Source organism: Photobacterium sp. TLY01 (genome assembly GCF_021432065.1).
GTDB classification, from domain to species: domain Bacteria; phylum Pseudomonadota; class Gammaproteobacteria; order Enterobacterales; family Vibrionaceae; genus Photobacterium; species Photobacterium halotolerans_A.
In genome coordinates this window covers 896,160-919,938 of the sequence record NZ_CP090365.1, presented here as the reverse complement: position 1 = coordinate 919,938, position 23,779 = coordinate 896,160, and the positions used below count along the sequence as shown (strand labels likewise).

26 protein-coding genes are annotated in these 23,779 nt (G+C 48.4%); 13 read left to right on the top strand and 13 right to left on the bottom strand.

Annotated elements, in window-relative coordinates; translation table 11 throughout:
- Nucleotides 1-195: 195 nt before the first annotated feature.
- The 3 genes from LN341_RS19815 to LN341_RS19805 all read right to left on the bottom strand — a co-directional run bounded on the left by LN341_RS19815 (nucleotide 196) and on the right by LN341_RS19805 (nucleotide 1,963).
- The gene (locus LN341_RS19815; RefSeq protein WP_234205394.1) at nucleotides 196-1,101 is read right to left on the bottom strand and encodes a phosphotransferase; all 906 of its coding nucleotides are present in this window, start codon (nucleotides 1,099-1,101) and stop codon (nucleotides 196-198) included.
- 185 nt (nucleotides 1,102-1,286) lie between these two features.
- Nucleotides 1,287-1,529 (bottom strand): DUF3389 domain-containing protein, encoded by a 243-nt coding sequence (locus LN341_RS19810; protein WP_046221169.1) that lies wholly within the window; start codon nucleotides 1,527-1,529, stop codon nucleotides 1,287-1,289.
- Complete coding sequence (locus LN341_RS19805) at nucleotides 1,526-1,963, bottom strand: hotdog fold thioesterase (RefSeq protein WP_234205393.1); 438 nt, start codon at nucleotides 1,961-1,963, stop codon at nucleotides 1,526-1,528. Before LN341_RS19805 ends, LN341_RS19810 begins: the two co-directional genes overlap by 4 nt.
- 105 nt (nucleotides 1,964-2,068) lie before the next feature.
- Between LN341_RS19805 and LN341_RS19800 the strand changes: the two genes are divergently transcribed.
- Nucleotides 2,069-2,866, top strand: a complete 798-nt coding sequence (locus LN341_RS19800; protein ID WP_234205391.1) for a M48 family metallopeptidase — start codon at nucleotides 2,069-2,071, stop codon at nucleotides 2,864-2,866.
- 88 nt (nucleotides 2,867-2,954) lie between these two features.
- On the opposite strand, the gene LN341_RS19795 is transcribed toward LN341_RS19800, so the two are convergent.
- A complete protein-coding gene (locus LN341_RS19795) occupies nucleotides 2,955-3,941 on the bottom strand; it encodes an OmpA family protein (protein WP_234205389.1) in 987 nt (328 codons plus the stop codon).
- 407 nt (nucleotides 3,942-4,348) lie between these two features.
- On the opposite strand from LN341_RS19795, the gene LN341_RS19790 reads away from it, so the two are divergent.
- A complete protein-coding gene (locus LN341_RS19790; RefSeq protein WP_370643759.1) occupies nucleotides 4,349-5,854 on the top strand; it encodes an FAD-dependent oxidoreductase in 1,506 nt (501 codons plus the stop codon).
- 96 nt (nucleotides 5,855-5,950) lie between these two features.
- Here the strand turns inward: LN341_RS19790 and LN341_RS19785 are convergent, their stop codons facing one another.
- Nucleotides 5,951-6,280 carry a cupin domain-containing protein gene (locus LN341_RS19785; protein WP_234206597.1) on the bottom strand — a complete coding sequence of 110 codons (330 nt, stop codon included), beginning with the start codon at nucleotides 6,278-6,280 and terminating at the stop codon, nucleotides 5,951-5,953.
- 44 nt (nucleotides 6,281-6,324) lie between these two features.
- Complete coding sequence (locus LN341_RS19780; RefSeq protein ID WP_234205386.1) at nucleotides 6,325-7,005, bottom strand: chromosome segregation ATPase; 681 nt, start codon at nucleotides 7,003-7,005, stop codon at nucleotides 6,325-6,327.
- 319 nt (nucleotides 7,006-7,324) lie between these two features.
- On the opposite strand from LN341_RS19780, the gene LN341_RS19775 reads away from it, so the two are divergent.
- Entirely contained in the window at nucleotides 7,325-8,191 is an 867-nt protein-coding gene (locus LN341_RS19775) for a DNA ligase (protein ID WP_046221164.1), read from the top strand.
- 47 nt (nucleotides 8,192-8,238) lie between these two features.
- Here the strand turns inward: LN341_RS19775 and LN341_RS19770 are convergent, their stop codons facing one another.
- Nucleotides 8,239-8,925 carry a VC0807 family protein gene (locus LN341_RS19770; RefSeq protein ID WP_234205384.1) on the bottom strand — a complete coding sequence of 229 codons (687 nt, stop codon included), beginning with the start codon at nucleotides 8,923-8,925 and terminating at the stop codon, nucleotides 8,239-8,241.
- Between the two features lie 255 nt (nucleotides 8,926-9,180).
- Here LN341_RS19770 and LN341_RS19765 point away from each other — a divergent pair, with 255 nt between their 5' ends.
- Together LN341_RS19765 and nagA are read left to right on the top strand one after the other, a co-directional pair.
- A complete protein-coding gene (locus LN341_RS19765; RefSeq protein ID WP_046221162.1) occupies nucleotides 9,181-9,720 on the top strand; it encodes a hydrolase in 540 nt (179 codons plus the stop codon).
- 131 nt (nucleotides 9,721-9,851) lie between these two features.
- Entirely contained in the window at nucleotides 9,852-10,991 is a 1,140-nt protein-coding gene (gene nagA, locus LN341_RS19760) for an N-acetylglucosamine-6-phosphate deacetylase (protein WP_234205382.1), read from the top strand.
- A gap of 67 nt (nucleotides 10,992-11,058) precedes the next feature.
- Here the strand turns inward: nagA and LN341_RS19755 are convergent, their stop codons facing one another.
- Nucleotides 11,059-11,421, bottom strand: coding sequence for a hypothetical protein (locus LN341_RS19755; protein ID WP_046221209.1), 363 nt, complete (start codon nucleotides 11,419-11,421; stop codon nucleotides 11,059-11,061).
- Nucleotides 11,422-12,000: 579 nt separating this feature from the next.
- On the opposite strand from LN341_RS19755, the gene LN341_RS19750 reads away from it, so the two are divergent.
- The gene (locus LN341_RS19750; protein ID WP_046221160.1) at nucleotides 12,001-12,951 is read left to right on the top strand and encodes a chemotaxis protein CheV; all 951 of its coding nucleotides are present in this window, start codon (nucleotides 12,001-12,003) and stop codon (nucleotides 12,949-12,951) included.
- 182 nt (nucleotides 12,952-13,133) lie between these two features.
- Here LN341_RS19750 and LN341_RS19745 read toward each other — a convergent pair whose 3' ends face one another.
- Both LN341_RS19745 and pdsO read right to left on the bottom strand, forming a co-directional pair.
- The gene (locus tag LN341_RS19745; protein WP_234205380.1) at nucleotides 13,134-13,319 is read right to left on the bottom strand and encodes a hypothetical protein; all 186 of its coding nucleotides are present in this window, start codon (nucleotides 13,317-13,319) and stop codon (nucleotides 13,134-13,136) included.
- 9 nt (nucleotides 13,320-13,328) lie between these two features.
- Entirely contained in the window at nucleotides 13,329-14,087 is a 759-nt protein-coding gene (gene pdsO / locus LN341_RS19740; RefSeq protein WP_234205379.1) for a sortase-associated OmpA-like protein PdsO, read from the bottom strand.
- Between the two features lie 241 nt (nucleotides 14,088-14,328).
- Here pdsO and pdsR point away from each other — a divergent pair, with 241 nt between their 5' ends.
- Together pdsR and pdsS are read left to right on the top strand one after the other, a co-directional pair.
- Entirely contained in the window at nucleotides 14,329-15,015 is a 687-nt protein-coding gene (gene pdsR, locus LN341_RS19735; RefSeq protein WP_046221158.1) for a proteobacterial dedicated sortase system response regulator, read from the top strand.
- Nucleotides 15,003-17,195 carry a proteobacterial dedicated sortase system histidine kinase gene (pdsS, locus tag LN341_RS19730; protein WP_234205377.1) on the top strand — a complete coding sequence of 731 codons (2,193 nt, stop codon included), beginning with the start codon at nucleotides 15,003-15,005 and terminating at the stop codon, nucleotides 17,193-17,195. The genes pdsR and pdsS overlap by 13 nt, the downstream gene beginning before the upstream one ends.
- Nucleotides 17,196-17,197: 2 nt before the next feature.
- On the opposite strand, the gene LN341_RS19725 is transcribed toward pdsS, so the two are convergent.
- The gene (locus LN341_RS19725) at nucleotides 17,198-17,494 is read right to left on the bottom strand and encodes a hypothetical protein (protein WP_234205376.1); all 297 of its coding nucleotides are present in this window, start codon (nucleotides 17,492-17,494) and stop codon (nucleotides 17,198-17,200) included.
- Nucleotides 17,495-17,728: 234 nt separating this feature from the next.
- On the opposite strand from LN341_RS19725, the gene LN341_RS19720 reads away from it, so the two are divergent.
- The 4 genes from LN341_RS19720 to LN341_RS19705 all read left to right on the top strand — a co-directional run bounded on the left by LN341_RS19720 (nucleotide 17,729) and on the right by LN341_RS19705 (nucleotide 20,304).
- Nucleotides 17,729-18,640: a DUF368 domain-containing protein gene (locus LN341_RS19720; RefSeq protein ID WP_046221155.1), complete on the top strand. Its 912-nt coding sequence runs from the start codon at nucleotides 17,729-17,731 to the stop codon at nucleotides 18,638-18,640.
- 122 nt (nucleotides 18,641-18,762) lie between these two features.
- On the top strand, nucleotides 18,763-19,224 hold the full coding sequence (locus LN341_RS19715) for a hypothetical protein (protein WP_144409065.1): 462 nt from the start codon (nucleotides 18,763-18,765) through the stop codon (nucleotides 19,222-19,224).
- Entirely contained in the window at nucleotides 19,221-19,814 is a 594-nt protein-coding gene (locus tag LN341_RS19710; protein WP_046221154.1) for an SCO family protein, read from the top strand. Before LN341_RS19715 ends, LN341_RS19710 begins: the two co-directional genes overlap by 4 nt.
- Nucleotides 19,815-20,040: 226 nt before the next feature.
- Nucleotides 20,041-20,304 (top strand): Lpp/OprI family alanine-zipper lipoprotein, encoded by a 264-nt coding sequence (locus tag LN341_RS19705; protein ID WP_027251090.1) that lies wholly within the window; start codon nucleotides 20,041-20,043, stop codon nucleotides 20,302-20,304.
- A gap of 130 nt (nucleotides 20,305-20,434) precedes the next feature.
- Here LN341_RS19705 and LN341_RS19700 read toward each other — a convergent pair whose 3' ends face one another.
- On the bottom strand, nucleotides 20,435-21,343 hold the full coding sequence (locus tag LN341_RS19700) for a L,D-transpeptidase family protein (protein WP_234205374.1): 909 nt from the start codon (nucleotides 21,341-21,343) through the stop codon (nucleotides 20,435-20,437).
- Nucleotides 21,344-21,669: 326 nt separating this feature from the next.
- Nucleotides 21,670-22,794 (bottom strand): fatty acid desaturase, encoded by a 1,125-nt coding sequence (locus tag LN341_RS19695; RefSeq protein WP_234205372.1) that lies wholly within the window; start codon nucleotides 22,792-22,794, stop codon nucleotides 21,670-21,672.
- 256 nt (nucleotides 22,795-23,050) lie between these two features.
- Here LN341_RS19695 and LN341_RS19690 point away from each other — a divergent pair, with 256 nt between their 5' ends.
- Entirely contained in the window at nucleotides 23,051-23,734 is a 684-nt protein-coding gene (locus LN341_RS19690) for a cupin domain-containing protein (RefSeq protein WP_234205370.1), read from the top strand.
- Nucleotides 23,735-23,779: the final 45 nt, after the last annotated feature.

The following is a 23,779-nucleotide window of genomic DNA, read 5'->3' as shown; positions in this document are numbered from 1 at the left end:
CCCTCAGTCTCAGGTACTGACACCTGGGGGGTCTCAGCTTGACCCCTGTCCGCATTCTGAGCTGGAGACTGAGTCGAAGGAGAAGAAACACAACCCGACAAAAGTGTTATCACAAACAAAAAGAGCGTTTTTTTCATACGGCTGCCATTCAAGGTCGAAAATACGCGCATATTGTAAACAATTTAGCGGCATCTCTCAAAACATCCTGCCAGACCTTTTTGATGCGTGATGATATTTCTCAAGTTTATAGATAAAGCTTTGTTCATCATACCAGCCAATGTTTGACGCATGCTTTGCATCATCCCAAAGGCTTAAATACCAGCGACGTATTTCATACCCTTCGGCCAGAGGAAATTTTGCGACATAACGCGCAATAAGATCCAGCTCAGGGCGAATATCATTTAAATGAAAAATATCAAACTCTCTGTGTTTTATACCCGCATCAGCTGGATCAAGAATCGCCGCCACTTTAAACGTTTTGGCATCAAAAAGCACATTCGCTAAATGACAGTCATCATGAACAAAAGAGGCTGTTTCATTCAGGGGGGCCAATACTAACTGACGCTCATCCCAAAGATTTTCGAAATGATTTTTCACCGCTGTTGAGAATGGAGATTTTTTGTCCAGCACAAATCGTAAAACAGGATTCATCCATGTTTCAAAGGCTGTTGTAATTTGAGAATCGTACTTATTCTCTGAAATTTCAAACCCATTATGATGGGGCTGATTGTGCATATTAATGAGTAGTTCTGTAAAGTGCTCAGAAAATACTTCCAGGGCATAAGGTTCATTGGGTAATTCATGCGCAGGAACACCATCAATCCATTCCATCACGATGAATTCATGCCCTTCTTCACAACCAAAAAATAATATTTCAGGCACTTTACAGTCGATCATTGATCTTAATCGATTAACAGAATTAATTTCCTGACTTAGCCGGCCCGGCTGGCGACAAAACTTAATCACAACTCGCCGCTTCTCTGAAGCAAGAAATGCAACCCAGCCATAAAAAGTGGATTGTAGATTACAAAAATCAGGACAACCGCTAAACAGAGTACGAAATGCGTTCACCGCAATTCTGTTAAGTTGAGGCTCTTGCATAGATATCCTTTCTTATAGCTACATCAATAAATAGCTAATCTGCAAGCTTTTAAATCAATCAAAAAACAAAAGTTTCGATTCAATTCTGTAGAAAAATGATCGGATATAAAAGCCATTCCGCTCAAGTTCGCGATATATCCCTCAAAAACGGTCAGTGTATTTTCTATTCTGTCAGGAAAGATCCTCTAATTATGATGAGAATCAATTGCAATGCCCATACAGTCCGACATCGCTTCAAGTTGTGCGTCATCATCCAAATGGATTGACCATTGCACACCACTCCCGGTGGCAGTAATCATATTTGGCTGTCTTAACAAGCGAATATCATCCGCCCTTGCCTGCAAATTCACTTTCCCCGCTCCGTCAAGACGAATAACCAACTCATGCTGATTCGCGACAATCCTACCCTGGCTAAATGTCAGAATCATGCTTCGTCCTTCTTTTTATGTTTCAGTACTGCCATTGTTAACCGGCTTGTACATACAAGATTGTCCCGCTCATCGGTGACAGAAATTTGCCAGACTTGCGTCGTGGCTCCGATATGCACAGGGCTGGCTGTCCCTTTCACAAAACCAGTACGCACAACGCGTATATGGTTTGCATTGATATCAAGACCCACACAATACTTATCCGCACTGACACACATATTGGCAGCAATTGATCCCAGCGTTTCAGCCAGAACGACCGATGCGCCACCATGCAACATACCAAAAGGCTGGTGAGTTCTTGAATCTACTGGCATTATTGCCGTCAAACTATTGTCATCAAAGGCACTGTATTCAATACCGAGGTGTTGAACCAGGGTGTTCACGGAGGTTTGATTTAAGTCGTTCAGATCAAATTTCTTTCGCCAGATCGACATTGCGATTCCTTATAACAAGCTATGAAGCGCCAGCATACCATCTCTATAAATGGCTGATAAGCGATGTACAACATGGCATATACTAAAAAGCAAGGAGTGAGAACTATGATAGCATTTCGCCATTTACCCGTTACCAGTTTGCTGGCAAGTGCATTACTGCTGGCTGCTTGCAGTAATTCACCCACTGGCCGGCAGCAGGTACTGCTGTTCTCTGAACAGGATATGTCGCAACTGGGCGCTCAGTCCTTTGAAGAGATGAAAACAAAGGAAAAGATCAATACTGATCCTCAGGTTAACGCCTATGTTCAGTGTGTCACGCGTGCTTTAACTGCATCGCTTGGACGTCAGCCAGAAGCGCCAAGCTGGGAAGTGGTTGTCTTCGACAGTGATCAGGTCAATGCCTTCGCGCTGCCCGGCGGAAAAATCGGTGTCTATACCGGCCTGCTGAAAGTTGCACAGAATCAGGATCAGCTGGCCACGGTTATCGGCCATGAAATTGGTCATGTGCTGGCCAAACACAGCAACGAGCGCTTGTCCCGTACTCAGTTAGCCAACCTGGGTTTACAAATCTCCAGCGTCGCTCTCGGTGGCACTGAGTATCAGGAAATGGCCATGGCCGGACTCGGGCTTGGTGTACAGTACGGCATTCTGATGCCTTATGGTCGTGCGCAGGAATCGGAGTCCGATATCATTGGGCTGCGAATGATGTCACAAGCCGGTTTCGATCCGAATCAGAGTGTGGCGCTTTGGCAAAACATGAACAAAGCCAGCGGCGGCGGGCAACCCCCTGAAATTCTGTCGACCCACCCTTCCCATGCATCGCGCATTGATGATTTACGCCGTGAAATCGGCCGTTTGCCCGTTTCAACCGCAACATCCCCCAACTGTAAAACGCCCGGCTGATAATCTCGACATGCCATTATTGATGTTATTAGCAGAAAAAGCCTCCAATCAAGGAGGCTTTGCTGAGTAAAAGGTAAAAGTGCTGAAACTACTGACTGTTAGTCGTCATTCCCGGCATATAAGCTTCTACGCGACGGTTTTTAGCGCGTCCTTCTTCCGTATTATTGGTTGCAATTGGATCACGCTCACCAAAGCCTTTGATCTCAATTCTGTCCATACCAATACTGAAGTAACCCGCCAGATAACCAGCCACTGCTGCTGCACGCTCTTCAGACAGTTTCTGATTATAAGCCGGCGACCCCGACGCATCTGTGTGTCCAATTACCTGAAGTTTACTGTCAGGATAATTCACCAGGCGATCCGCAATGGGTTTCAACCGGTCAAAATCAACTTGCGTTAACTTACTACTGTCAAAATTGAAGGGTAATGCCACGCGAATGGGCTGGATCATCGAAGCGGGTAGCGGTGCTGGCTCTGGTAACGGCTCTGCCTCTTCAACAACAGCCGCGGCCGCTGGTGCTCCCCAGTGATATACCAGGCTCAACCCATAAAAATGAATGTCAGTTTTACCTGGCTCACTTCGACCGACCTGATTGTAATACTGATACTCAAGTCGCGTTGATACATTAGGGTTCATGTAAAACTCAGCCCCAACCCCTGCAGTGCCGGAGGTACCACTATCATCTTTACCGTTTACAGTATTATCAACGTTAAAGAAAAAGCCGCCCGCTTTGGCATACAGGTCAACAACATCTGTGACGGGCCATGTCAGTTTGGCAACTAAATCCAAACCATAGGCCTCAAAGCCACCACTTCCTAAATCATAATCTGCTTCGCCAAGGTAAGTGTAACCACCTTCTAAACCAACCATCGGAGAGAACTGGTAACCCAGAAAAACACCCCCACCCCAGTCATCTTGCCCGTAGTCACTTTTCTGGCCATCAATCGCACCATCAAAATTATTGAAATGAGTGCCACCCACCCGGGCACCGAAATACCACGGATTCTCTGTTGCGGCGATAACCGAACCAGACAAAAAAATCGCCAACGGTACAATTTTGATTATTCGAATCATAAAATTTTCCTTGTTATGAGTTCACCACTACCTCTAAGGGTTTAGACAGAAATGGTAATTTTAGCAAGGTAATAAGCAGGTTATAGCGCGGCGATATCTTTATTAAGACATCCAATTGCCTTCACACTCAAGCGCAAACTATGCACAGCGTTAAACAATGAGCTTTTCTCAGGCATCCAAGTCAAAAAAATACCACTCGCTGCAGGCAGAGCAGCAAGGCTTCAATCGCGGCTTATGCCCATGTTACGCAGCATCAACAAGCCCGGACTCTGCATTCAGGCGCAGAATCTTTACATTGTAAATTCAAGCTGACAGAAAATTGAACAATCAATATGTTTGTGCATGTTCAGTGTTTCAAACGAGGCGCCAGGCAAGTAAAATGTCAGCCATGAGAACTGATTACAAAAATGTTGAACGAACCGCTGATGACGACTGAAAATGGTACAAACAGACCCTTTAACCATCTGAAAATTGGGGTTATTGGCGGGGGTATGGCAGGTTCTACTATTGCACTGCGACTGGCGGAGCAAGGTTTTTCTGTCAATCTTTTTGAAGAGGGGCCAGGCCTGGTCAACGGTCCTCCTATCTGCCATTTACACGCTGGTGGCAATTTGTATCGTGACATTTCAGATGAGCAATGCCTTAAGCTGCTGAAACAGTCTGTTGATACGCTGAGAGTCTATAAACACAGCGCGAATATTCGCCCTACTGTGATTGCTGTTCCGCAGCAAGATCCCGGTCATCCTGATTTACTGCTTCCCCGACTGGCTCTGCTGGAGCAACACTACAAAGAATTAGTTCAGGCTGATCCAGCAAATGCGGTACTAGGCAATCCGGATGAATATTTCCGTCTCTACTATCGCGACGATATGGAAAGACTGGCCCAACGCGAGATGCCTGATCAGGCAACAGCACCGGATGACTGGATGGTGCCGGTTGCCAAACACCTCGATCTTGATCATTTCAAATTCCCCATCGTCCTTGTTCAGGAATACGGTGTTAGCGTATTTCGCCTGGCAGCCACTGTTACGCTGGGTCTGGATGCGCTTCCCAACAGCCAGGTCAGAACACACACTAAAGTCACCCATATTGAGCAGGACAGTCAGACCCGTAAATGGCAAATTACTTACCGTTGTTCAGAGAGTGACAATGGTGACATGGGCAGTCAAACAGTGGACGTGGACTATCTGATCAATGCCTGTGGTTACCGAACCGGCACTGTCGATGATATGGCGCACTACAAGCGAAAACGTATGGTCGAATTCAAAGCCGCCTACGTCACCCGATGGGATGACAGCAAAGCCGAGTGGCCTGAAATTATTTTTCACGGACAGCGAGGCACGCCGCAGGGAATGGCTCAGTTGACCCCCTACCCAGACGGCTACTTTCAGCTACACGGTATGACAGAAGACATTACCCTCTTCAAGGGTGGTCTGGTCAGCAGCAATGAACAAAGTGCTCAGCCGGATTTACACCCGGTCTACAAAAACATGTTGAGAAACGGCTGGCAGCCCAGTGATATTGAACAACGGACAAAAAGAGCCATCGCACACATCGCCAAGCATCTGCCGGCATATAAAACAGCTCGTGTCGGCGGTCCGCCACTTTTTGGCGCGCAACAGATCCCAGGCGAAAATCCATCCCTTCGCACTGCTGATGTGTCTTTCGACGGCTATCACTATGCCCGCACTGAAATCGTCAAAGCATCCTCGGCACTGACCGCTGCAGATCTCATCATTCAAAAGCTGGTAGACGACGGATTGATCTCCGCTGAACAAGGTGGCCTGACACTGCCTCTGGAAGCACGCTTTCCCGTAACGCAGCAACTTGATTCAGGAACTATCACCCGTAAAGCCGAGTCACTGGCAAAAGCACGTCAGTTTCCTGTGGCTTTAGCTTTGCCTGTGGGCTAAGCAGAATGTGACTTAGCGCTGAAAGTCAGCCACAAACTGAAGCGTTAGACCGGTATCTTCTTGATACCGGTTCAGCATTGCCACCGGCAGAATGAATCAGTCATGACTGGCAGGCGGAAAAAATACAGCCAGCCAAATCGTATTCCTATCGGGCTCAGTCCAGCTGACCCGGTGGCGACAATGTGCAGGAAGATAGATGCTTTGGCCTGCATGTAAACGAACCGGCGAGCGACCATCATCAAAGGTCAGTTCACCGGCACCCTGAACAACCATCACCCATTCATCTTCATCTTGATCGTACCACTCGCCAGGCGGTGTCTGATGGCCGCGGGAAATAATTCGCTCAATACGCACATCCGGCGTATGAATGAGCGTTTGAAACAACTCTTCCGGCAGGTGATTCGGTATGTCTGAATACAGATCCAGCATGTCCGGTGGACCTGATTTACCCTTGTGGTCTGTCATCAGCATCACTCATCTTTTGGTAATGCAACATTGATTTTCTCATTCAGTTCATCAAGTTCATTCTGAAGCGCCGTTCGCTCCACTTCAGCTTCCGCTACTTTTGCTAATTTTGCCTCATAGCGATCACAATCAGCCTGGGAAACCCAGTTCCAGCTTTTGCCGGATTTAAACTCGTCGCATGGTTTTTTGAACTCTTCGGCCACACGCCGCGCTTGTTTGATATCGGCCTCGACCTGGCTGAGTTGTTTTTGTAACCCCAGCTGCTGCTGATATAAAACTTTAGAGTTAGACAGTACCGTTTGTTGTTTTTGGGTTGCTTCAGTCAGCGTCTCAACCTTGGTGTCTAGCTGTTTTTTGGTCACAACCAGCTGCTTTTTCTGTTGCTTCAGTGCCGCCATTTGCTTGGCATGCTCTTCACGTACTGAAGATAACTCCAGCGTTTTCTGCTCAAGTTGTTGCTGTAACTCTTTAAATTCAATTGCTTTTTGGGTTTCCATGGATGCCATCGTTTCTAAACGCGAGCTCAGGCTTTTAATCTGCTCTGCCTGCTCAGTGTTTGTCTCACGCAACGTGTCCATTTCCGCAACCGTAGGCTGATGCTGAATGTGCCCTATTGCCGATGCCAGTAGCATTCCTGCGATCACACCGGCAACCAGAGTCACTTTCCAGTTCGACATCAACTCCATCCCTTTCTCCTACCTAACAAACAACCCAGTTTCAAACCTGATTAAGTACCAATAAACGATTCAGTATCTCCGAAATAATGTCTCAATAACCAAACACTTCAGGATACACAGAGATAAACTACCACACCGATAGCGGATCGATGTCAGAGCTATATCAAGCCTCAGTGTGGTTTCATTCGCAAAGTCTATGATACTGATAGAAAATTAGCGAATCCGAATCACATTCCTGCCGCACTCTCCTACTTTCCCCCTCGGAATTATATCCGGATATGACAGTGTCCGGTGACATTCACTCTTGTCACCCCGGAGGAAAATAGACATGAAGCAATCTGAGCTGGCGATGATCATCACCTTAATGCTGAGCCCAATCAGTTATGCCAAAGAAACGGTTACCATGAGAGCCACTTCAGCGGCCTGGCAAGATGATTCCTTTCTGCTCCCTATGGGCACAACAATCACCGATTACTGGATCAGCGAGAAGTTGGACGGCATTCGTGCCCATTGGAATGGTCAACAACTGCAAACCCGAACCGGGCACAAAATCAATGCGCCAGCGTGGTTCACGGAAAATTGGCCTGATGAAGCCTTAGAGGGCGAGTTATGGGCTGGAAGAGACGCATTTCATCTGGTCTCGCGAACAGTGCTGGATTCATCGCCGAATTCTGAGCAATGGCAAAAAATCCGGTTCATGATCTTTGATGCCCCCGCACATCCCGGCACCTTTGATGAGCGCCGGCACCATATGACAACACTGATCAATCAACTAAACCACCCCTACATTCAGATCATCGCGCAGCGTAAACTGTCATCAATCGCGATGGTCAAAACCTGGCTGTCAGAGATAGAAGCCGATGGCGGCGAAGGGATCATGTTGCACCTTGCTTCGCAGCCCTATGTCGCAGGCCGGTCCGACAGCCTGGTGAAAATAAAACGCTTCGAAGATGCGGAAGCTGTTGTTGTGGGCTATGAACCCGGAAAAGGGAAATATCAGGGGGTCATGGGGGCGCTTTGGGTCAAAATGGATGGGGTGCCACCCTTTAAAATCGGGACGGGTTTTTCAGATGCAGAACGCGCCATCCCGCCTGAAATCGGCAGTATCATCACCATTCGCTATAACGGGTTGACCCATAACCAGATCCCCCGCTTTGCCCGGTATCTTCGTCCAAGAGCGTCATCCACATTGTAATACGCAGATCTAAAAAGGGCTTACCCAGTGGTCAGCCCTTTTGTGTATTACTGCATCTTGAAAATCTGGTTCGCTTCAAGATTGGTCATACGCCGGATAGAACGCCAGACATAATAAAAGATACCGAACATCATCAGCATGGACGGAATCGCAATCATCGGGTAACTCAACAACGTCATTTCACCCAGCTCTTCATTGAAGGCTTCTGTGCCTGCCGGGCTGGTCACTATGGTCGTCGCAAGTACGTAATTCATAATTGAGGAAAACACAAACGTACTGGCAAACAGATAATTAGACTGCGCCAGACATCTGTTAAATTCGGTTTGTTTGCCGTTTTGGGTCAGTTTTTCTTTAATCAGTGAGAGATTCAGTACGGCATCGTTGAAAATCATTTTGGTGACAACAGGATACTTAGTGAAAGTCGAGACGAAAACAACCAGCCCGATCAAACCTGGTATCAAGGCTTCTTTAATTGCAAGCCATTGATTATCAAGCTCAAGTAAACCTATTCCACCGGTCAGCAGTACACTGACAAAGCCCAGTAAAGATATAAAGTTGAATTTTTTGTGTTTGATCAGCTCATAGCCACCCAGCACAACCGGGAAAGCAAGTGCCACGATTAATGCGTTGACCGGGCCCAGTTGCTCCTGGCCGCTCAACTTCATCAGTACCACAGACGGCACGATGACATTGAAAATGAGATCAGTAAGTGGATTCGATTTTTTTTCAGTCATGGTTTTTCAGGTACGTTTCAATATCGGGTCATTGTTCCGTCATTTACCCATAATGTAAAGATGAAACAAGTTACAAGGCTTTTCGCTTCAGCCCGTTTTACCCAACAATTTTAGCTGATGAGGCACGTAAAATGCCAAACTGGCTTGACTTTATGGTCAGATAAAACCATGTTCTGTCCTACAAACACAGGGCAATCACCGCTAAACTTTTCATATAAAAGCACATACCGGTGAATTTAAGATAAGGATATTCCTATGCTGGATCGCAATAAAACCGCGCTGGTGATCGTTGATGTTCAGGGAAAACTCGCCAGCCTGATGTCAGACAGCGAGACTCTCTATCAGAACCTGTCAGTCATGACGCAAGGAGCAAAAGCTCTTGAATTACCTATCATCTGGTTAGAGCAGCTACCTGATAAGCTTGGGCCCACGATTCCTCAGATTGCGGATCACCTGACCAATCAGGCCCCCATCGCCAAAAATTGTTTCAGCGGCTGCCAGTCAATCGCATTTATGGATGCTTTAGTTTCCACAGGTTGCAAGAACGTGCTGCTGGTTGGCATAGAAGCGCACATCTGTGTCTATCAAACCGCTATGGATTTACTGCGGAAAGGCTACCATGTCGAAGTCATTTCTGATGCTGTCTCTTCCCGCAATGCCGCGAACAAAACAGTCGCCCTGAATCGCATGCAACAGGCGGGCGCCTCTGTCTCGTGCACAGAAATGGTACTTTTTGAATTACAAGGCGTTGCTGAAGGCGAAAGCTTCAGGCAAATATTAAACCTCATCAAATAATTCAGTTACAAAGTTAACATTAATGTCACTGATAAATTGATCCCGGATTCAATGCAGGCTATCTTATTTTCATAAAAAAAATAAGATAGCCATAGGTTATTCTCCTCCTCAGCATTACCGGAGTCCGGCCCATGTACGCCATAACCCATATCAGCGTGTTTGATGGCAGCACGATTGTTGAAGATCAAGCCATTTTCATCGACAGAGATACGATCGCTGCTGTCATGCCTATGTCGCAGGCTCAGTCCGGGCAATTGCTCCCGACTGAATGTCTGGACGGGACTGGGTTACTGGCTACCGCGGGTTTTATCGACATTCAGTTGAACGGTTGTGGTGGCGTGTTGCTCAACACAGACATTGCCAAATCCACGCTCGATACCATGAACGCCACCAACCTTCGCCATGGTACCACCCAATACCTGCCCACTTTTATCACCAGCGAAGCCGAACCACTCAACAAAGTTATTGAGTTAATTGAAAGCATTGATAGCCCGGAATCGGAAGGAGTGCTGGGACTGCATTTAGAGGGCCCTTTCATCAACCCTCAGAAGAAAGGGGCCCATCAGGAAAATTGCATCCGGGGTCTTGATGACGAAACGGCTGACTATCTCATCAGCCACGCCGCTTGCATCAAAGTCATCACCCTGGCACCTGAGTTTTGTGATCAGTCAGTGATGAACAAGCTGACAGACGCGAACATCATCGTCTCTATGGGTCACACCAATGGCCGCTATCGCGACTATACAGCCAAACAAGGCATCCGTATGGCCACACATTTGTTTAATGCGATGAGCCCGCTCGATTCTCGTGAACCAGGTGCTGTCGGCTATATTTTTGACCATAAACCCTACGCTGGCATTATCGTTGACGGAATACATGTGAATTACGCCTCCATCAGAATCGCCCATCAGCTTCTGGGGGAGAAACTGTTTATGGTTACGGACGCTGTTACGCCTGCCGGTACTGATCTCAAAGAATACGATATGGCAGGCACCAAGGCCTATGTCACTGACGGTAAATGCCATTATGCAGATGGTACGATTGCCGGCGCCGCCATCACCATGATTCAGGGTGTCCATAACCTGATTGAACATGTGGGTGTCAGTAAAGAAGAAGCGCTCCGGATGGCAAGCCTGTATCCGGCCAAGGCTCTGGGACTGGATGCGTCTTATGGCAGGGTCCGAGCCGGGTATAAAGCGAATCTGGCATTACTGACTGCAGATTTGCAAGTTCAAGGTGCGGTACAGATGGGACTACGGCATCACATTTAATGTGGCTGTGTTTAATCTAGCTGTGCAGAAAACGACAAAGGGCCACTTGTCTATGGCCCTTTCAGCATTACGCGTTGGCGAATTTGGCCGTTTCAAGCCGGGTCATTTGAAATTCACGCAGCTTGAAGTAGCCATAAGTGGCCACAATAGAGAAGAAGAGGTACGACAGAGCAAACACCAGAGGTGAGTTAATCACCTGGTTTTCCAGACCCCACATCACCCCTGCGACAGTGACACCCATTTTAGCCATTAACCCGGTCAGCAGCAGCATGAATGCCAATTGAGGGTAACGTGTCGCCCGAAATGCCAGCCAGTAGGCGGTCCCTACCGCCAGTGAGGCAATGCCAAAACCGGCCATAAATGAATGAAGATGTTCCCCTGAGAAAACACCGGCAGCAACCGATACAGCGAGAATGATCAAGAACTTCATAAGAACCTCACCCAAAAACAGACGTGAACGACAGCGGACGCCAATCATGGAACCGGATCGCCCTTTTGCAGATATTGTTTCAGGTTTTAAAGCGCTTTAATAGTGATCATGCTTCTCAGCATTGTTATTAAAATGTTTCAATTTCAGCCATTTACATTCTGAAACATTATAAATACTTAACAGAAAACACTTTCCGGCGAAAGGTTACAAAATAGTTAAAAAATATGTCTGCAGCAGGATATCACTGCAAAGTGCATAATTGAAAAATAAAATGCAGGATTTGAGTGCTGATATCATGAAAGATCAATACGCTAACGCTGCATCTCTCATTGAGAACAGCATCTAATCCTGAATTTCCACTTTAAAGGCCAACAAAGTGGAAAGTGTGACAAGTCTTTGAACGGCTTCGTGACGAACAGGACAACCCACAGGACTCCTGATCTCATTCTACGCATTTCGACAGATTCACGATCAAACTGGGATGTTGCTCTTACCTTTGTAAGCTTCGTTAGGAATATTGGCTTGCTCTCTCTATAATTTGCTGAAATTCAGGACAAAAACCACATTTACGGGCATTTTATGACAACTATTCTTGATGCAGTTGATCTTCGTACACAGCTTGTTGGAGAGAACCGCCTTGAATTGCTGATATTCCGGCTTCATTCTGCTCAGTTATTTGCGATTAACGTGTTCAAGGTGCGTGAAATCGTCAAACAGCCTCACCTGCATTCGCTGCCCGGTAGTCATGCCAGTGTCTGTGGTGTTGCCAACATTCGTGGACAATCGATTCCAATCATTGATTTACGCAAAGCAATTGGGGTCAGAGCCACTGAAGAACACAGCGAAACCAACCTCATCATTACAGAATACAATCGAAGTGTTCAGGGTTTTCTCGTCGGACAAGTCATGAACATTGCCAATATGACCTGGCAGGACATTCAGCCGCCGCCCAGTCAGGTCGGAAAAAATAACTATCTCACCGCGATAACAAGAATCGAAAAAGACGGAGTTGAGCGACTGGTCAGCATCGTCGATGTCGAAAAAGTACTGGCTCAGATTGTGTCATACAACACGGACATCTCAGACGACATCCTCGATCAGCATTTAGTCAGCCAGTTTCATGGCCGAAAGATTCTGATTGTTGACGACTCTTCAACCGCGAGAGCACAAATCAGAGATACACTGGCTCAACTGGGCCTGGAGATCATTGAAGCCATCAATGGGCAAAAAGCACTGGATATCCTCAAAGGCTGGTGTGATGAAGGAAAAGACGTGAATCAGGAGATCCTGATGATGTTCACCGATGCTGAAATGCCGGAAATGGATGGTTATCGCCTGACTCACGAAATTCGCAATGATCCACGGATGAAAGATCTCTTCATCGCCCTGAACACCTCACTCAGCGGGAGCTTTAACCAGGCGATGGTCGATAAAGTCGGTTGTAACCGTTTCATATCTAAATTCCAGCCGGATCTCTTGGTTGAAGTGGTTCAGGACAGGCTGAGAGAAACCTTAAAGCAGCCCGTGTAATTGGTCACGGGCTTACTCACAAGGTTTGGCGACAACAAGAATGTTGGGCAGACAACAATGAAAAAAACGCGTTGTCTGTTCAGCAGTACACTAAACTCAGATGCAGTAATGTCAGCTTCAGCAGTGCCCCGGGCCAGGTATCAGGGGCCAGTCCAAACCGGCTCCCCTGATCCTCAGCCAGATTACTGATTCGGTGCAACACTACCCATATCTTGCCAGATACCATCATTGAATCCCTTCGCCTCAATCTGATGACTGACTGAAAATGTGCTCTCGTCACTTTTCATCGCTAACTGCATCGTAAACATCACCAGAACCGCTATCGGTATTAAACAGCTGCTGAGCGTAAACTGGGCCGTAGATTCCATATTTCCCCCTTAGTGCGACTGTGCTGTCTGTACCGGTCCCTGCTGGCTGCGCAGGGTGACGCGACGGTCAAAAAAGTCATATTCCCAGCTCTCATCCATTTTGAGCGGCTCTTCTTCACCATAAGCAATGGTGACAATTTGCAATGGGTTGGCTCCCCGTGATTCCAGATAATCCCTGACGGCAGTAGCACGCTCTTCAGAAAGCGCCTGGTTACGTTCCGCCCCGCCACGACGATCCGCATAGCCTGATAATTCCCAGTTAATTTCCGGCGATTGCTTCATCAGCTCTGCTATTTCATCCAGCTGTGCCTGAAAATGGGGTTCAATCACCGCAGAACCTGTTCGGAAGTGCACATTCATCGCCAGCGCCATATCATGCTTTTGCTGTGTGTCGCGCAGACTGGCCATTTCCTGTTGCATACTCTGGTAGCTGTCCAGTACCGGCTCCAGTTCAGCGTTACGTTCGTTCAGGGCGATAATGGTTTGTTGCTGCTCACTCAAACGTGCTGTCTGAGTGGCGATATAGTCTTCCTGACCGACAGCCGTGCCCACAATCCCGCCGACCATAGCACCAATCACGGCGCCAATCGGCCCCCCCACCAGGCCACCAACCGCGGCACCGGACCCCATACCAATCCATTGCTCTTGCTGAGCAACTGGCTCAGCGTTTGCAGTGCTCTGCTGACCTGCATGGACCTGAGTGCTGGCGCCCAGAATGGCTGTGGCGACCAAAAGGGAAAGCGCTTGTTTTTTCATCATGTCGTTCATCTGATTTTCCTCATCATTTCTGTGTGATCCGAAAGAGCATCTGAGGCCGTGAATGCGGCTCTCGTTTGCCGATGAGAGAATTAAAACAAAGTGTTCAGGCAATAAGAGGGAGAGAAAAAGGCAATGTGCTGATCAAATGTGGCAAGATTATGGCAATTGACGTTGAAGGCTGATTTGCACTTTTTTAGCCTGCCAGTTCAGGTATAGTCAGTCATCTCCAGAGTGAATGATGAAGCAATCAATGAAACAGATAGCCATTGTTGAAGACGAAGCGGCGATTCGTGAAAACTACATGGATGTGCTGAAAAAGCACGGTTACAAAGTGCAGGGCTATGCTGACCGCCAGCAGGCGCAGCAGGCATTCGATATCAAACTGCCCGATCTGGCCATCATAGATATCGGTTTAGGTCATGAGATCGATGGCGGATTCGCACTTTGTCAGTCTTTACGCGCACTGTCTCCCACTGTTCCCATTATTTTTCTGACTGCCCGTGACAGCGACTTTGATACGGTTTGCGGGTTGCGCATGGGGGCGGATGACTATCTCACCAAAGACATCAGCCTGCCCCATTTAATGGCCAGGATTGCTGCGTTATTCCGGCGCAGCGAACTGATGTCGGCCCCCGCCACCGAAGAGACCCTGCTGCACAGGGGCGCTTTGACCATTGACCAGAACAAAATGCAAATCTTCTGGCAAGATCAGCACATTGATTTAACGGTGACTGAATTCTGGATGGTATACGCGCTGGCAAAACGTCCTGGCCATGTCAGAAGTCGTCAGGATTTGATGGAAGATGCCCATGTCGTTGTCGATGACAGTACCATTACTTCCCATATCAAACGGATACGCAAAAAATTTGCCCAGCATGATGCCGGCTTTGATCATATTCACACCGTCTACGGAATGGGGTACCGATGGGGCGCCTGATCGCACGACTCAATGCAGGCCTTCGCGTGAAGATTGTGATCATCGCCAGCCTGCTGCTCACCCTGCCCTGGTTCGGATATCGATTTGTCCTCGAGATTGAAAAACTGCTTCGTCAGGGACAAGAGCAAACCTTGATTGGCACAGCCAGAGCCATCGCCACCGCGCTGAACGAGCGGCCGGCGCTGTTCAGCCAGCAAGCCAGTTTTCTGCCCAGCGTTCAGCACGGCCGCGATCTGTACGTCTACGACTTGCCTGGCTCAATCACCATTGACGGCCACCTCACCGACTGGCCGGAGGATCTTGATGCCAAGATGCATTACTACGGGCGTCAGTATGTCAGATTCAGCCAGCGCCCTTACCAGCAAGGACAAACCGATTTCTATCTGATTACCGGGCGACACCAGCAACAATTTTATGCCGCCATGAAAGTGAAGGACCAGCATACGGTTTTGCGCCGCTCAAACAGCCACCAGGTCGACCGGAACGACCACCTGATACTGGCATTAACAACACCGCAGGGTGAGTTCCAGCGCTACCTGATTGCACTGGAAGAAGGTGGCCAGACATCAGCCTGGATCATCACGGATGAACTGGACGAGCCAAACCTGTTTTCCCCCACCAACCTGATGACAGCGCAATGGCAACCCAGGCAGGATGGCTACTCGCTGGAAATCAGCATGCCTGTATCCCTGCTGGGTCAGCGCTTGTCCGTTTCTGTTTATGATGTCAACCATGATACCCACCGCGATGTCGAAACCATCATCGGCACAGCCAACGCCAATACAGCCTCTGATTTGGGCACCGTACTGCTCCCCTCGCCTGAGATCGAGCGTATCGTCAAAGGCATGGGACACAGCAGTTCACGCATCTGGGTATTGGATCGTCATCAGCGGGTTTTAGCGCAATCCGGCGATATTCAGCATTCTGACGGGGTTTGGGCAACCTCTGTTCGCTATGATGAAGAAGACCATGGATTAGGTTCATGGCTGGATCAACATCTGCTGCGCCCGTTGTACTCCACCTTTCTCTTGTCTGAGCCTGTTCCGTTTCAAGACAAACCCGCCAATCCCGCCCTCATTACAGGCGTGAATGTCGATCAAGCCTTGCAGGGACGCGGTTACGCTCACTGGCGAGCCTCCACCGATGGTAAAGCTATGATTTTGTCTGCCGCCTACCCCATCTGGCTCAACGACAAAGTGATGGGGGCCGTGGTCGCTGAAGAATCCACCCAGGGCGTTCAAACCCTGAAGAACCGGGCTCTGGAACAACTCTTTAACGTGCTACTGGCGATTATCATCATCGCTGCCATTATTCTTTTCCTCTTTGCCTCAAGCCTCTCAGGCCGTATCCGCCGGTTACGTGATCAGGCAGAGCAGTCCATTGATGCACAGGGGCGAATTCGAGAAGCGATCACTGCGTCTACGTCAAAAGATGAAGTCGGTGATTTATCCCGCAGCCTGGCAAACATGGTCAGCAGGCTCGGACAATATAATCATTACCTGGAAAACCTGTCTTCGCGCCTGTCACATGAACTGCGTACACCCGTTGCTGTCGTGCGCTCTTCACTGGATAACCTTTCTATGTCCACCCTCAATCCTGAGGAACAGCGTTATATCGAGCGGGCACAGGAAGGTATTCGTCGGCTGAGCACCATTTTATCCAGCATGACAGAAGCCACCCGAATTGAACAAAGTCTGCAAGGGGCAGACATGGAAGAATTTACGCTCAATGAATTGATCAGCGGCTGTATGCAAGGTTATCAGTTCGCCTTCACAGACCAGCACTTTCAGGTGCAGGTGCCAAAAAGCCCGGTCAGAATTACCGGTGCCCCCGACTTTCTGGCTCAGTTACTGGACAAACTGATCGCTAACGCCGTTGAATTCAGCCACCCGAACAGCCAGATAGAAGTCACACTGTCACAAACTGACAAACATGCGACGCTGACTGTCAGCAATCAGGGGCCACTTTTACCGGATGATATGGCAGACCAGCTGTTGCATTCCATGGTGTCTGTTCGCAGCCAGGCACATCAGGACAAACCCCATCTCGGGCTTGGCCTGTATATTTCGCGGTTGATCGTGGATTATCACGCAGGGCAGATCGCAATCAGAAACCGCCATGATTGTCTGGGTGTCACTGTCGCCGTAACTCTGCCACTGAGAACGGCAACAAATACCTGAGTTTATTCCGGTTGCTCGGTATCAGTCTCAGGTACAGAGGATTGAGGCTCTGAAGAATCTGAAGAGGGCTCGGTACCCGGCAACTGTGTCTCAGCCTGGGCTGTCACCTCTTCGTCTTTGGCATACATCGTCAGATACTGGTTCTCGCAGACACTGATGGTTGTCCTGTCGGTGCCATATGTTTCGGTGCACCGCTCCATATATTCGTCATAAGACATCAGTAATCCTTCCGACTGAACACTTGCGACGAATACTCCAGAAACCACCAGCGCTGATAACATCACACTGTTCCATTTCATCTTGCCCACCTTTATTCAAGCATGAACCGCACAGGCCCATACTTTAGAGTTAAGCAAATTAGCAGCAGCTTATGATCGAATTTTGAGACAATTAACCAATTGCTGACAGCGACAGGCTTACAGCAGGCTCATCTGCCGTTACATTTTCCGGCTGAACTCAACAAAGTGCTCATACCGTTTTGACACTAAGTCGGTATAATGCCTTCACTTTCATAACAACTATGCCTGAATCAAATGAGCAACGTTTTTACATTTCTTAAGGGATTGGCGATGGGCGCGGCAGATGTCGTTCCCGGCGTTTCCGGTGGCACAATCGCTTTTATCACCGGTATTTACGATACATTACTGGAAAGCATCAGACGCATTAACCCCAGTCTGATCACTCTGTGGCGCCAACAGGGGATCCGCGCAGTGCTCACCCACATTAACGCAGGTTTCCTGATTGTCCTCCTCACCGGTATCCTGACCAGTATTCTGACACTGGCTCGGGTGATCACCTGGATGCTGCATACGCACCCGATTCCGCTCTGGTCTTTCTTTTTTGGCTTGATCCTGATTTCTGCCATTCATATGTTTAAACAGGTTCAGCACTGGGGGGTATCACGGGTTCTGTGCATTCTTGCCGGTGCAGCGTTTGCGTACGGTATTACGGTTCTTCACCCGATTGACATGGCACCAACCAGTATCAACATTGTGCTTGCAGGCTCCATTGCGATTTGTGCGATGATTTTGCCCGGGATCTCCGGCAGCTTTATTTTACTGCTGCTGGGCATGTATGGCCCGATTCTGGCAGCGGCTAAATCGCTGCAACTGGGAACACTGGGGCTGTTTGCAACGGGTTGTGTGATCGGCCTGCTGTGCTTTTCTCATATTCTGTCGTGGCTGCTCAGACATTATCGTGATCTGACGCTGACCTTTCTGACAGGCCTGATGCTCGGCACCCTGAATAAAGTATGGCCCTGGAAAGAAACCATCAGTTGGCGCACCAACTCCAGCGGTGAACAGGTTCCTTTGTTGGAACAAAACCTGTCACCATTCAGCTTTGAACAGGTTACCGGCCAGCCAGCGCTTCTTAGCTATGCCGTGATTGCCATGCTTCTGGGCATCGTCCTCGTATGGGGACTGGAAAAATTTGCAGCGGACTGACCGTTAACTCCCTGATAAGGCTGCCACTGGCGGCCTTTTTTTGCATCAGCTGCTATCACCACAAAAAGCGTGGTAGCATATCGCAATTAATTGAATACCCAGAGTACCTACACGAGAAATCTATGTCCGACAAGCTTCTCTCCACGTATTGGACAATGCCGATAAAGCTCATCCTGATGTTCAGTCTGGGCTTTGCGGCCGTAGAGTGGCTGCCAGCATTCTTTCATTCAGAAACGATTTATGACAGCGCGCAAGCCTGCGAACTCAGCCGGACAAGCTGTAACCAGAACAATGCCAGCATCATGCTGAGTGACAATGTTGTCCATCCGTTGCAACCAACAACCATAACAATTCGCTGGCCTCAAATGCCGCAAGAGACAGATACCCTTCTGCTCACCCTGGAAGGCCATGAAATGATGATGGGGCAATACCAGCTACAATTAATCCGGCAACCGGATGACAGCTTTTCTGGTGATCTCATGCTGCCTTTCTGTACACAGGATGCCATGACCTGGCAAGGCAAAGTCACCTCAGATTCCGATTCCCACACACCTCTCTACGTTTCCTTAAGGATGACACAGTGAAAATTCAATGGATAATTCTGGCCGTAGCCTTGATCGCTGGCCTCGCTACCCGTTACTTTGTAGACCGTCATGACGTCAGTGTTGCAGAAGCTGAGCAATCAAGCGGTCAGCTTGAGAGCGGTAAAGCGTCAGTCGACTTGTTCAATACCAGTGATAACCGACTGCGTGTTGTCTACTTCGGTTTCACGCATTGTCCGGATGTCTGCCCAACGTCTCTGGCTATTTTGGGTGCTGCTTTGAAAGCCATCACGCCGGATACGTTAAATAAAGTTTGGCCTGTGTTTATTACTTTAGATCCAGAAAGGGACACCCCTGAAAAAAGTGCGCAATACGCGCAATACTTCCATCAGAATATTACGGGTATGACGGGGACGATGGAGCAAACCCAATTACTGGCGAAGAAGTATGGCGTCCTCTTTATGAAAACCAAACAGGAAGATTCAGCATTAGAATATTCCGTCGATCACAGCTCGTATTTTTATCTGCTAAAACCCGACGGCACCTTGCTGGAAAAAGTGCCTCACACGCTGAATCCCAATATCCTGGTAGACGCTATTGACAGGAATGAACGTCTCTTGATTGAGAATTAAGTAAGAAGATTTGACATATCATTCACATAGCGTGCATTGACTCAAACGGCGAAAGGCCGCATTCTTGCTGTCGTTCACGGGCTTTTTCTCGTCTTTGAGAGAATTTTTTTTGGGAAAAAAGCTTCTTGGATGAGCAATTTGAATAACATATGCCATACTAATTCTGCCGACTGATAAATTTTTACACTCGGTCTGTAGTGGCAAAAACAAAGGAGAAGAAAGAAAAATGAACCGTTCATTATCTATCCTTACTGGTATCATTCTGAGTGCAACTTTGATTGGCTGTTCAAGCTCAGATGAAGTAGATCAGATGCAACAACTAACCAATAAAGTAGACATGCTTTCTGACCAAGTAGGTGCACTGCAAAGTCAGCAAGATCAGATGGCCGGCGCCGTTAACGACGCTCGTGCTTCTGCAGATGCTGCTTACCAGGAAGCAATGCGTGCTAACCAGCGTATTGACAACATGGCTAGTTCGTATCGTAAGTAATAAAAACGACAAAAAGAGTGGAGCTATCAGCTCCACTCTTTTTTTATGTCTGAATTCTGACTTCAGGAAAACAGGATCATGAAGACAGATATCACACAGGCTGCCCTAACAGCCCGTGTGACATCTGTTATTAATCAATCGCGATTGGTACGCCTTCTTGCGATTGTAAAGCCTGAGACAAGCGCGTAATCGCTTGTTTATCACTTTCAACCGCATTCACAAGCGCACGACTTGGCTTCACAGCTTTCGCCTGGCCCGCTTCGGCCTCTGATTTTGACAATGGCTGATGCACTTCAACATACAAACTGCCATCCGGCTCACGTGTTTCTTTTAACGGTTGATTGATCACCCGCACTTTGGTGCCTTTCGGTATCTGGGGGAACAACCACTCAATATCCCAAGGGTTCATGCGGATACAACCCGAGCTGACACGCATCCCAATTCCGAAGTCTTTGTTTGTACCGTGGATCAGGTATTCACCCCGGCTGTGAGCAAGTCGCATCGCATACTCACCCAAGGGGTTATCCGGACCTGCCGGAATGACTGCAGGCAGTTCAATACCGCGTTCTTCACGGTACTCTTTGCGGATGTTCGCCGTTGGCGTCCAGGTTGGACCCACGATTTTCTGGCTGATTGACGTGGTCATCACAGGTGTTTCGCGGCCGATCCGGCCAATGCCGATAGGAAACACATACACAGAATCCTTATCTGGCGGGAAATAGTACAAACGCAACTCAGCCAGGTTGATCACAATCCCTTCATGCGGAACATCAGGCAGAATGAGTCTGGTTGGGATAGTCAGCATAGTTCCCGGTTCAGGCAAGAAAGGATCAACCCCTTTATTTGCTTCCATCACAGCTAAAAAGCCCACGTCAAAGTGGTTCGCTATGTCAGCGATACTCTCTTTTTCATTCTCAGGAACCTGATAATACTCCACATTGCCAACGAGCTTACTGCCGTTGGTAGGAAGTTGATATTCAATAGCATTCGCACCCATTGAAGCCAGGCCAATCAGAGTACAAAGTAATGAGCGATACACGAGAGCCTCCAGATCGATGAAGTCTGTTGACATAAACAACTGAGAGTCAGTTGATATTCCACCCAAAAAAATGGGCAACAGAACCTTAATTATTATGGCAAAGTTTGATCTTTACTCAGTAAGTGACTGCGATTTTCTTATATATGACACAAAACGTAGCATGGATCACTTTCTGAATTTGACAGTCAGTGTACCGAGCTCCAGCGAATAGCAGGTCAGGTTTACGTCAATAAAGTGGCGATAGGCTGTAAACGATGGGACTTGTGTAGAATTATATGTGCAAAAAAAGCGGGCATTGCCCGCTTTTCTGTTTACGCTTTCCAGGCTCAGGCATATTGAGCTGTCAGGAGTTTCCAGTCGCGGCGCTGTTGTTCCAGCCGGGCTTTGATTTCCTGATATTGCTTCACAATATCCAGGTTGTCATACTGGTCGCGAAGCGCCTGTCTTTTCACCTCAAGTAACTGTTTTCGGGTCGCGTAGTATTCTGAAATTTTCTGAATCAGCACGTCATACTCGGCTTCCACTTTTTGCAACACAACCCGGCTATCCGGTCCGGCACTCAGACGCGTCTGAATACGTTTCAGCATCATGGTCGCCCTCGCCTTTTCAATTTTATCTTCCGGGCAAGTACGCAGGTTACTGGCAAGACCGAACCAGGACAGACATTTGATTAGCCACTTTGTTGGATCAAACTGCCACCAGCGAATGCCGTTCCGGTAGTCATTTTCAAAGATGTGATGGTAATTATGATAGCCCTCACCAAAAGTCAGGAAAGCCAGAAACCCATTATCCCGTGCCGTATTTTTATCCGTATAAGGTTGCGAACCCCAGATATGGGCCAGAGAGTTGATAAAGAAGGTCGTGTGGTGACTGAGCACCAGACGAACAACTCCGAATAACAGCAAGGCTCCCCAGACATCTCCGTGTATCAGGCCAAACAACAGCGGAATGCCAAAATTTGTCGCCACAGCCAGGGGGACGTAATACTTGTGCTGCCACATGACAATCTTATCTTTTTGTAAATCGCGGCAGTTTGAGTAATCCGTATAGCGGTGTGCCTGATATTCACGCAGCATCCAGCCGATGTGACTATAGAAGAAACCACGCTTGGCGGAATACGGATCAACATCGTTATTATCCACATGGCGGTGGTGAATCCGGTGATCAGAGGACCAGTGCAAAACGCTGTTTTGCAGCGCGAATGCACCACCAATCGCATAGATAAAACGCACGGCAGCATTTGCTTCATACGCTTTATGCGACCAAAGACGGTGATAGCCCGCGGTAATCGACAACCCACAGTAGCTGAAAGCTGCCAGCAGCATCAGCCCTTGCTGCCAGTCGAACCCGACAAAGTAAGCATAAAGAGGTGCACCAATCGCAGCGATGGAAAAAGTAAGGGTAAAGATCATCAAATTGAGCCAGATGATTGGCGGCTTGGGATGTGACATGTCATTCTCTGTCTTTCGGCGTACAAGTGTTCGCTAGAATAGCAAGCATCCAGCTCAGGTCAATCGTAAAAGTCAGAGATTTACTGCTTTACATCACAGCTTGACATCTTGGAGGCAGAAATATGCATCCAGAAGAGATACCAGCCACCATCAGCTGTCACGTCACGATACAAGATACACGCTGCAGACTTTCCGGCAGCAGTGGATTAACTACACTTTAGGAAGCAGCTGAAAGCTTACGCATGGAGACAAAGCCATGAGTTCCACCGCTGAGGCTCCCTTTGAGCCGATTAACATGAACAGAGAGCAACGTGTGGTGATCAACACCCAGGCACAACACTGGCAGGCATCCCCGGCAACCGGCGTATGGCGTATTCCACTGGAGCGGGAGGCAAAAGAGACGGGGGAAGTCACCAGCATTGTCCGCTATGAACCCAACACGCACTTTTCAACCCATTACCATCCAAACGGCGAAGAAATCTTTGTCGTCAGCGGCATCTTTCAGGATGAGTTTGGCCACTACCCGGCCGGCACCTATATCCGGAACCCGGCAAACACCCGTCATGCGCCTGCCAGCGACAGCGGCTGCACACTATATGTCAAACTGAACATGTTTCCGGAAGGCGACAGAGAACCGCTCAGGATTGATACCCATAACGCCAGATGGCAGCCCGGTCATTACCCCGGACAATCAGTGCTCCCGCTACATGGTTACGGCTCAGATCGCACAGTCATCATGCAGTGGCACGCGGGTTCGACGCTGCCGCCACAAAGTTACGCAGGCGGCCTTGAAATTTATATCCTTGCCGGCAGCTTTTATGATGAATGGGGAGAATATAGCGAAGGTTTCTGGCTTCGCACGCCACCGGGCAGCGCTCACCAGCCTGCAACCCGAGATGGCTGTCTGCTTTTAGTCAAAACTGGCCATATCACGCAATAACAGACGGCGGTTATCGCAAGCCGCGTCATCAGGCTTTCTGACGAT

Coding starts and splice junctions, on each gene's coding strand:
- LN341_RS19815 (WP_234205394.1), bottom strand. CDS start 1,101: ATGCAAGAGCCTCAACTTAACAGAATTGCGGTGAACGCATTTCGTACT.
- LN341_RS19810 (WP_046221169.1), bottom strand. CDS start 1,529: ATGATTCTGACATTTAGCCAGGGTAGGATTGTCGCGAATCAGCATGAG.
- LN341_RS19805 (WP_234205393.1), bottom strand. CDS start 1,963: ATGTCGATCTGGCGAAAGAAATTTGATCTGAACGACTTAAATCAAACC.
- LN341_RS19800 (WP_234205391.1), top strand. CDS start 2,069: ATGATAGCATTTCGCCATTTACCCGTTACCAGTTTGCTGGCAAGTGCA.
- LN341_RS19795 (WP_234205389.1), bottom strand. CDS start 3,941: ATGATTCGAATAATCAAAATTGTACCGTTGGCGATTTTTTTGTCTGGT.
- LN341_RS19790 (WP_370643759.1), top strand. CDS start 4,349: ATGTTGAACGAACCGCTGATGACGACTGAAAATGGTACAAACAGACCC.
- LN341_RS19780 (WP_234205386.1), bottom strand. CDS start 7,005: ATGGAGTTGATGTCGAACTGGAAAGTGACTCTGGTTGCCGGTGTGATC.
- LN341_RS19775 (WP_046221164.1), top strand. CDS start 7,325: ATGAAGCAATCTGAGCTGGCGATGATCATCACCTTAATGCTGAGCCCA.
- LN341_RS19770 (WP_234205384.1), bottom strand. CDS start 8,925: ATGACTGAAAAAAAATCGAATCCACTTACTGATCTCATTTTCAATGTC.
- LN341_RS19765 (WP_046221162.1), top strand. CDS start 9,181: ATGCTGGATCGCAATAAAACCGCGCTGGTGATCGTTGATGTTCAGGGA.
- nagA (WP_234205382.1), top strand. CDS start 9,852: ATGTACGCCATAACCCATATCAGCGTGTTTGATGGCAGCACGATTGTT.
- LN341_RS19755 (WP_046221209.1), bottom strand. CDS start 11,421: ATGAAGTTCTTGATCATTCTCGCTGTATCGGTTGCTGCCGGTGTTTTC.
- LN341_RS19750 (WP_046221160.1), top strand. CDS start 12,001: ATGACAACTATTCTTGATGCAGTTGATCTTCGTACACAGCTTGTTGGA.
- LN341_RS19745 (WP_234205380.1), bottom strand. CDS start 13,319: ATGGAATCTACGGCCCAGTTTACGCTCAGCAGCTGTTTAATACCGATA.
- pdsO (WP_234205379.1), bottom strand. CDS start 14,087: ATGAACGACATGATGAAAAAACAAGCGCTTTCCCTTTTGGTCGCCACA.
- pdsR (WP_046221158.1), top strand. CDS start 14,329: ATGAAACAGATAGCCATTGTTGAAGACGAAGCGGCGATTCGTGAAAAC.
- pdsS (WP_234205377.1), top strand. CDS start 15,003: ATGGGGCGCCTGATCGCACGACTCAATGCAGGCCTTCGCGTGAAGATT.
- LN341_RS19725 (WP_234205376.1), bottom strand. CDS start 17,494: ATGAAATGGAACAGTGTGATGTTATCAGCGCTGGTGGTTTCTGGAGTA.
- LN341_RS19720 (WP_046221155.1), top strand. CDS start 17,729: ATGAGCAACGTTTTTACATTTCTTAAGGGATTGGCGATGGGCGCGGCA.
- LN341_RS19715 (WP_144409065.1), top strand. CDS start 18,763: ATGTCCGACAAGCTTCTCTCCACGTATTGGACAATGCCGATAAAGCTC.
- LN341_RS19705 (WP_027251090.1), top strand. CDS start 20,041: ATGAACCGTTCATTATCTATCCTTACTGGTATCATTCTGAGTGCAACT.
- LN341_RS19695 (WP_234205372.1), bottom strand. CDS start 22,794: ATGTCACATCCCAAGCCGCCAATCATCTGGCTCAATTTGATGATCTTT.
- LN341_RS19690 (WP_234205370.1), top strand. CDS start 23,051: ATGAGTTCCACCGCTGAGGCTCCCTTTGAGCCGATTAACATGAACAGA.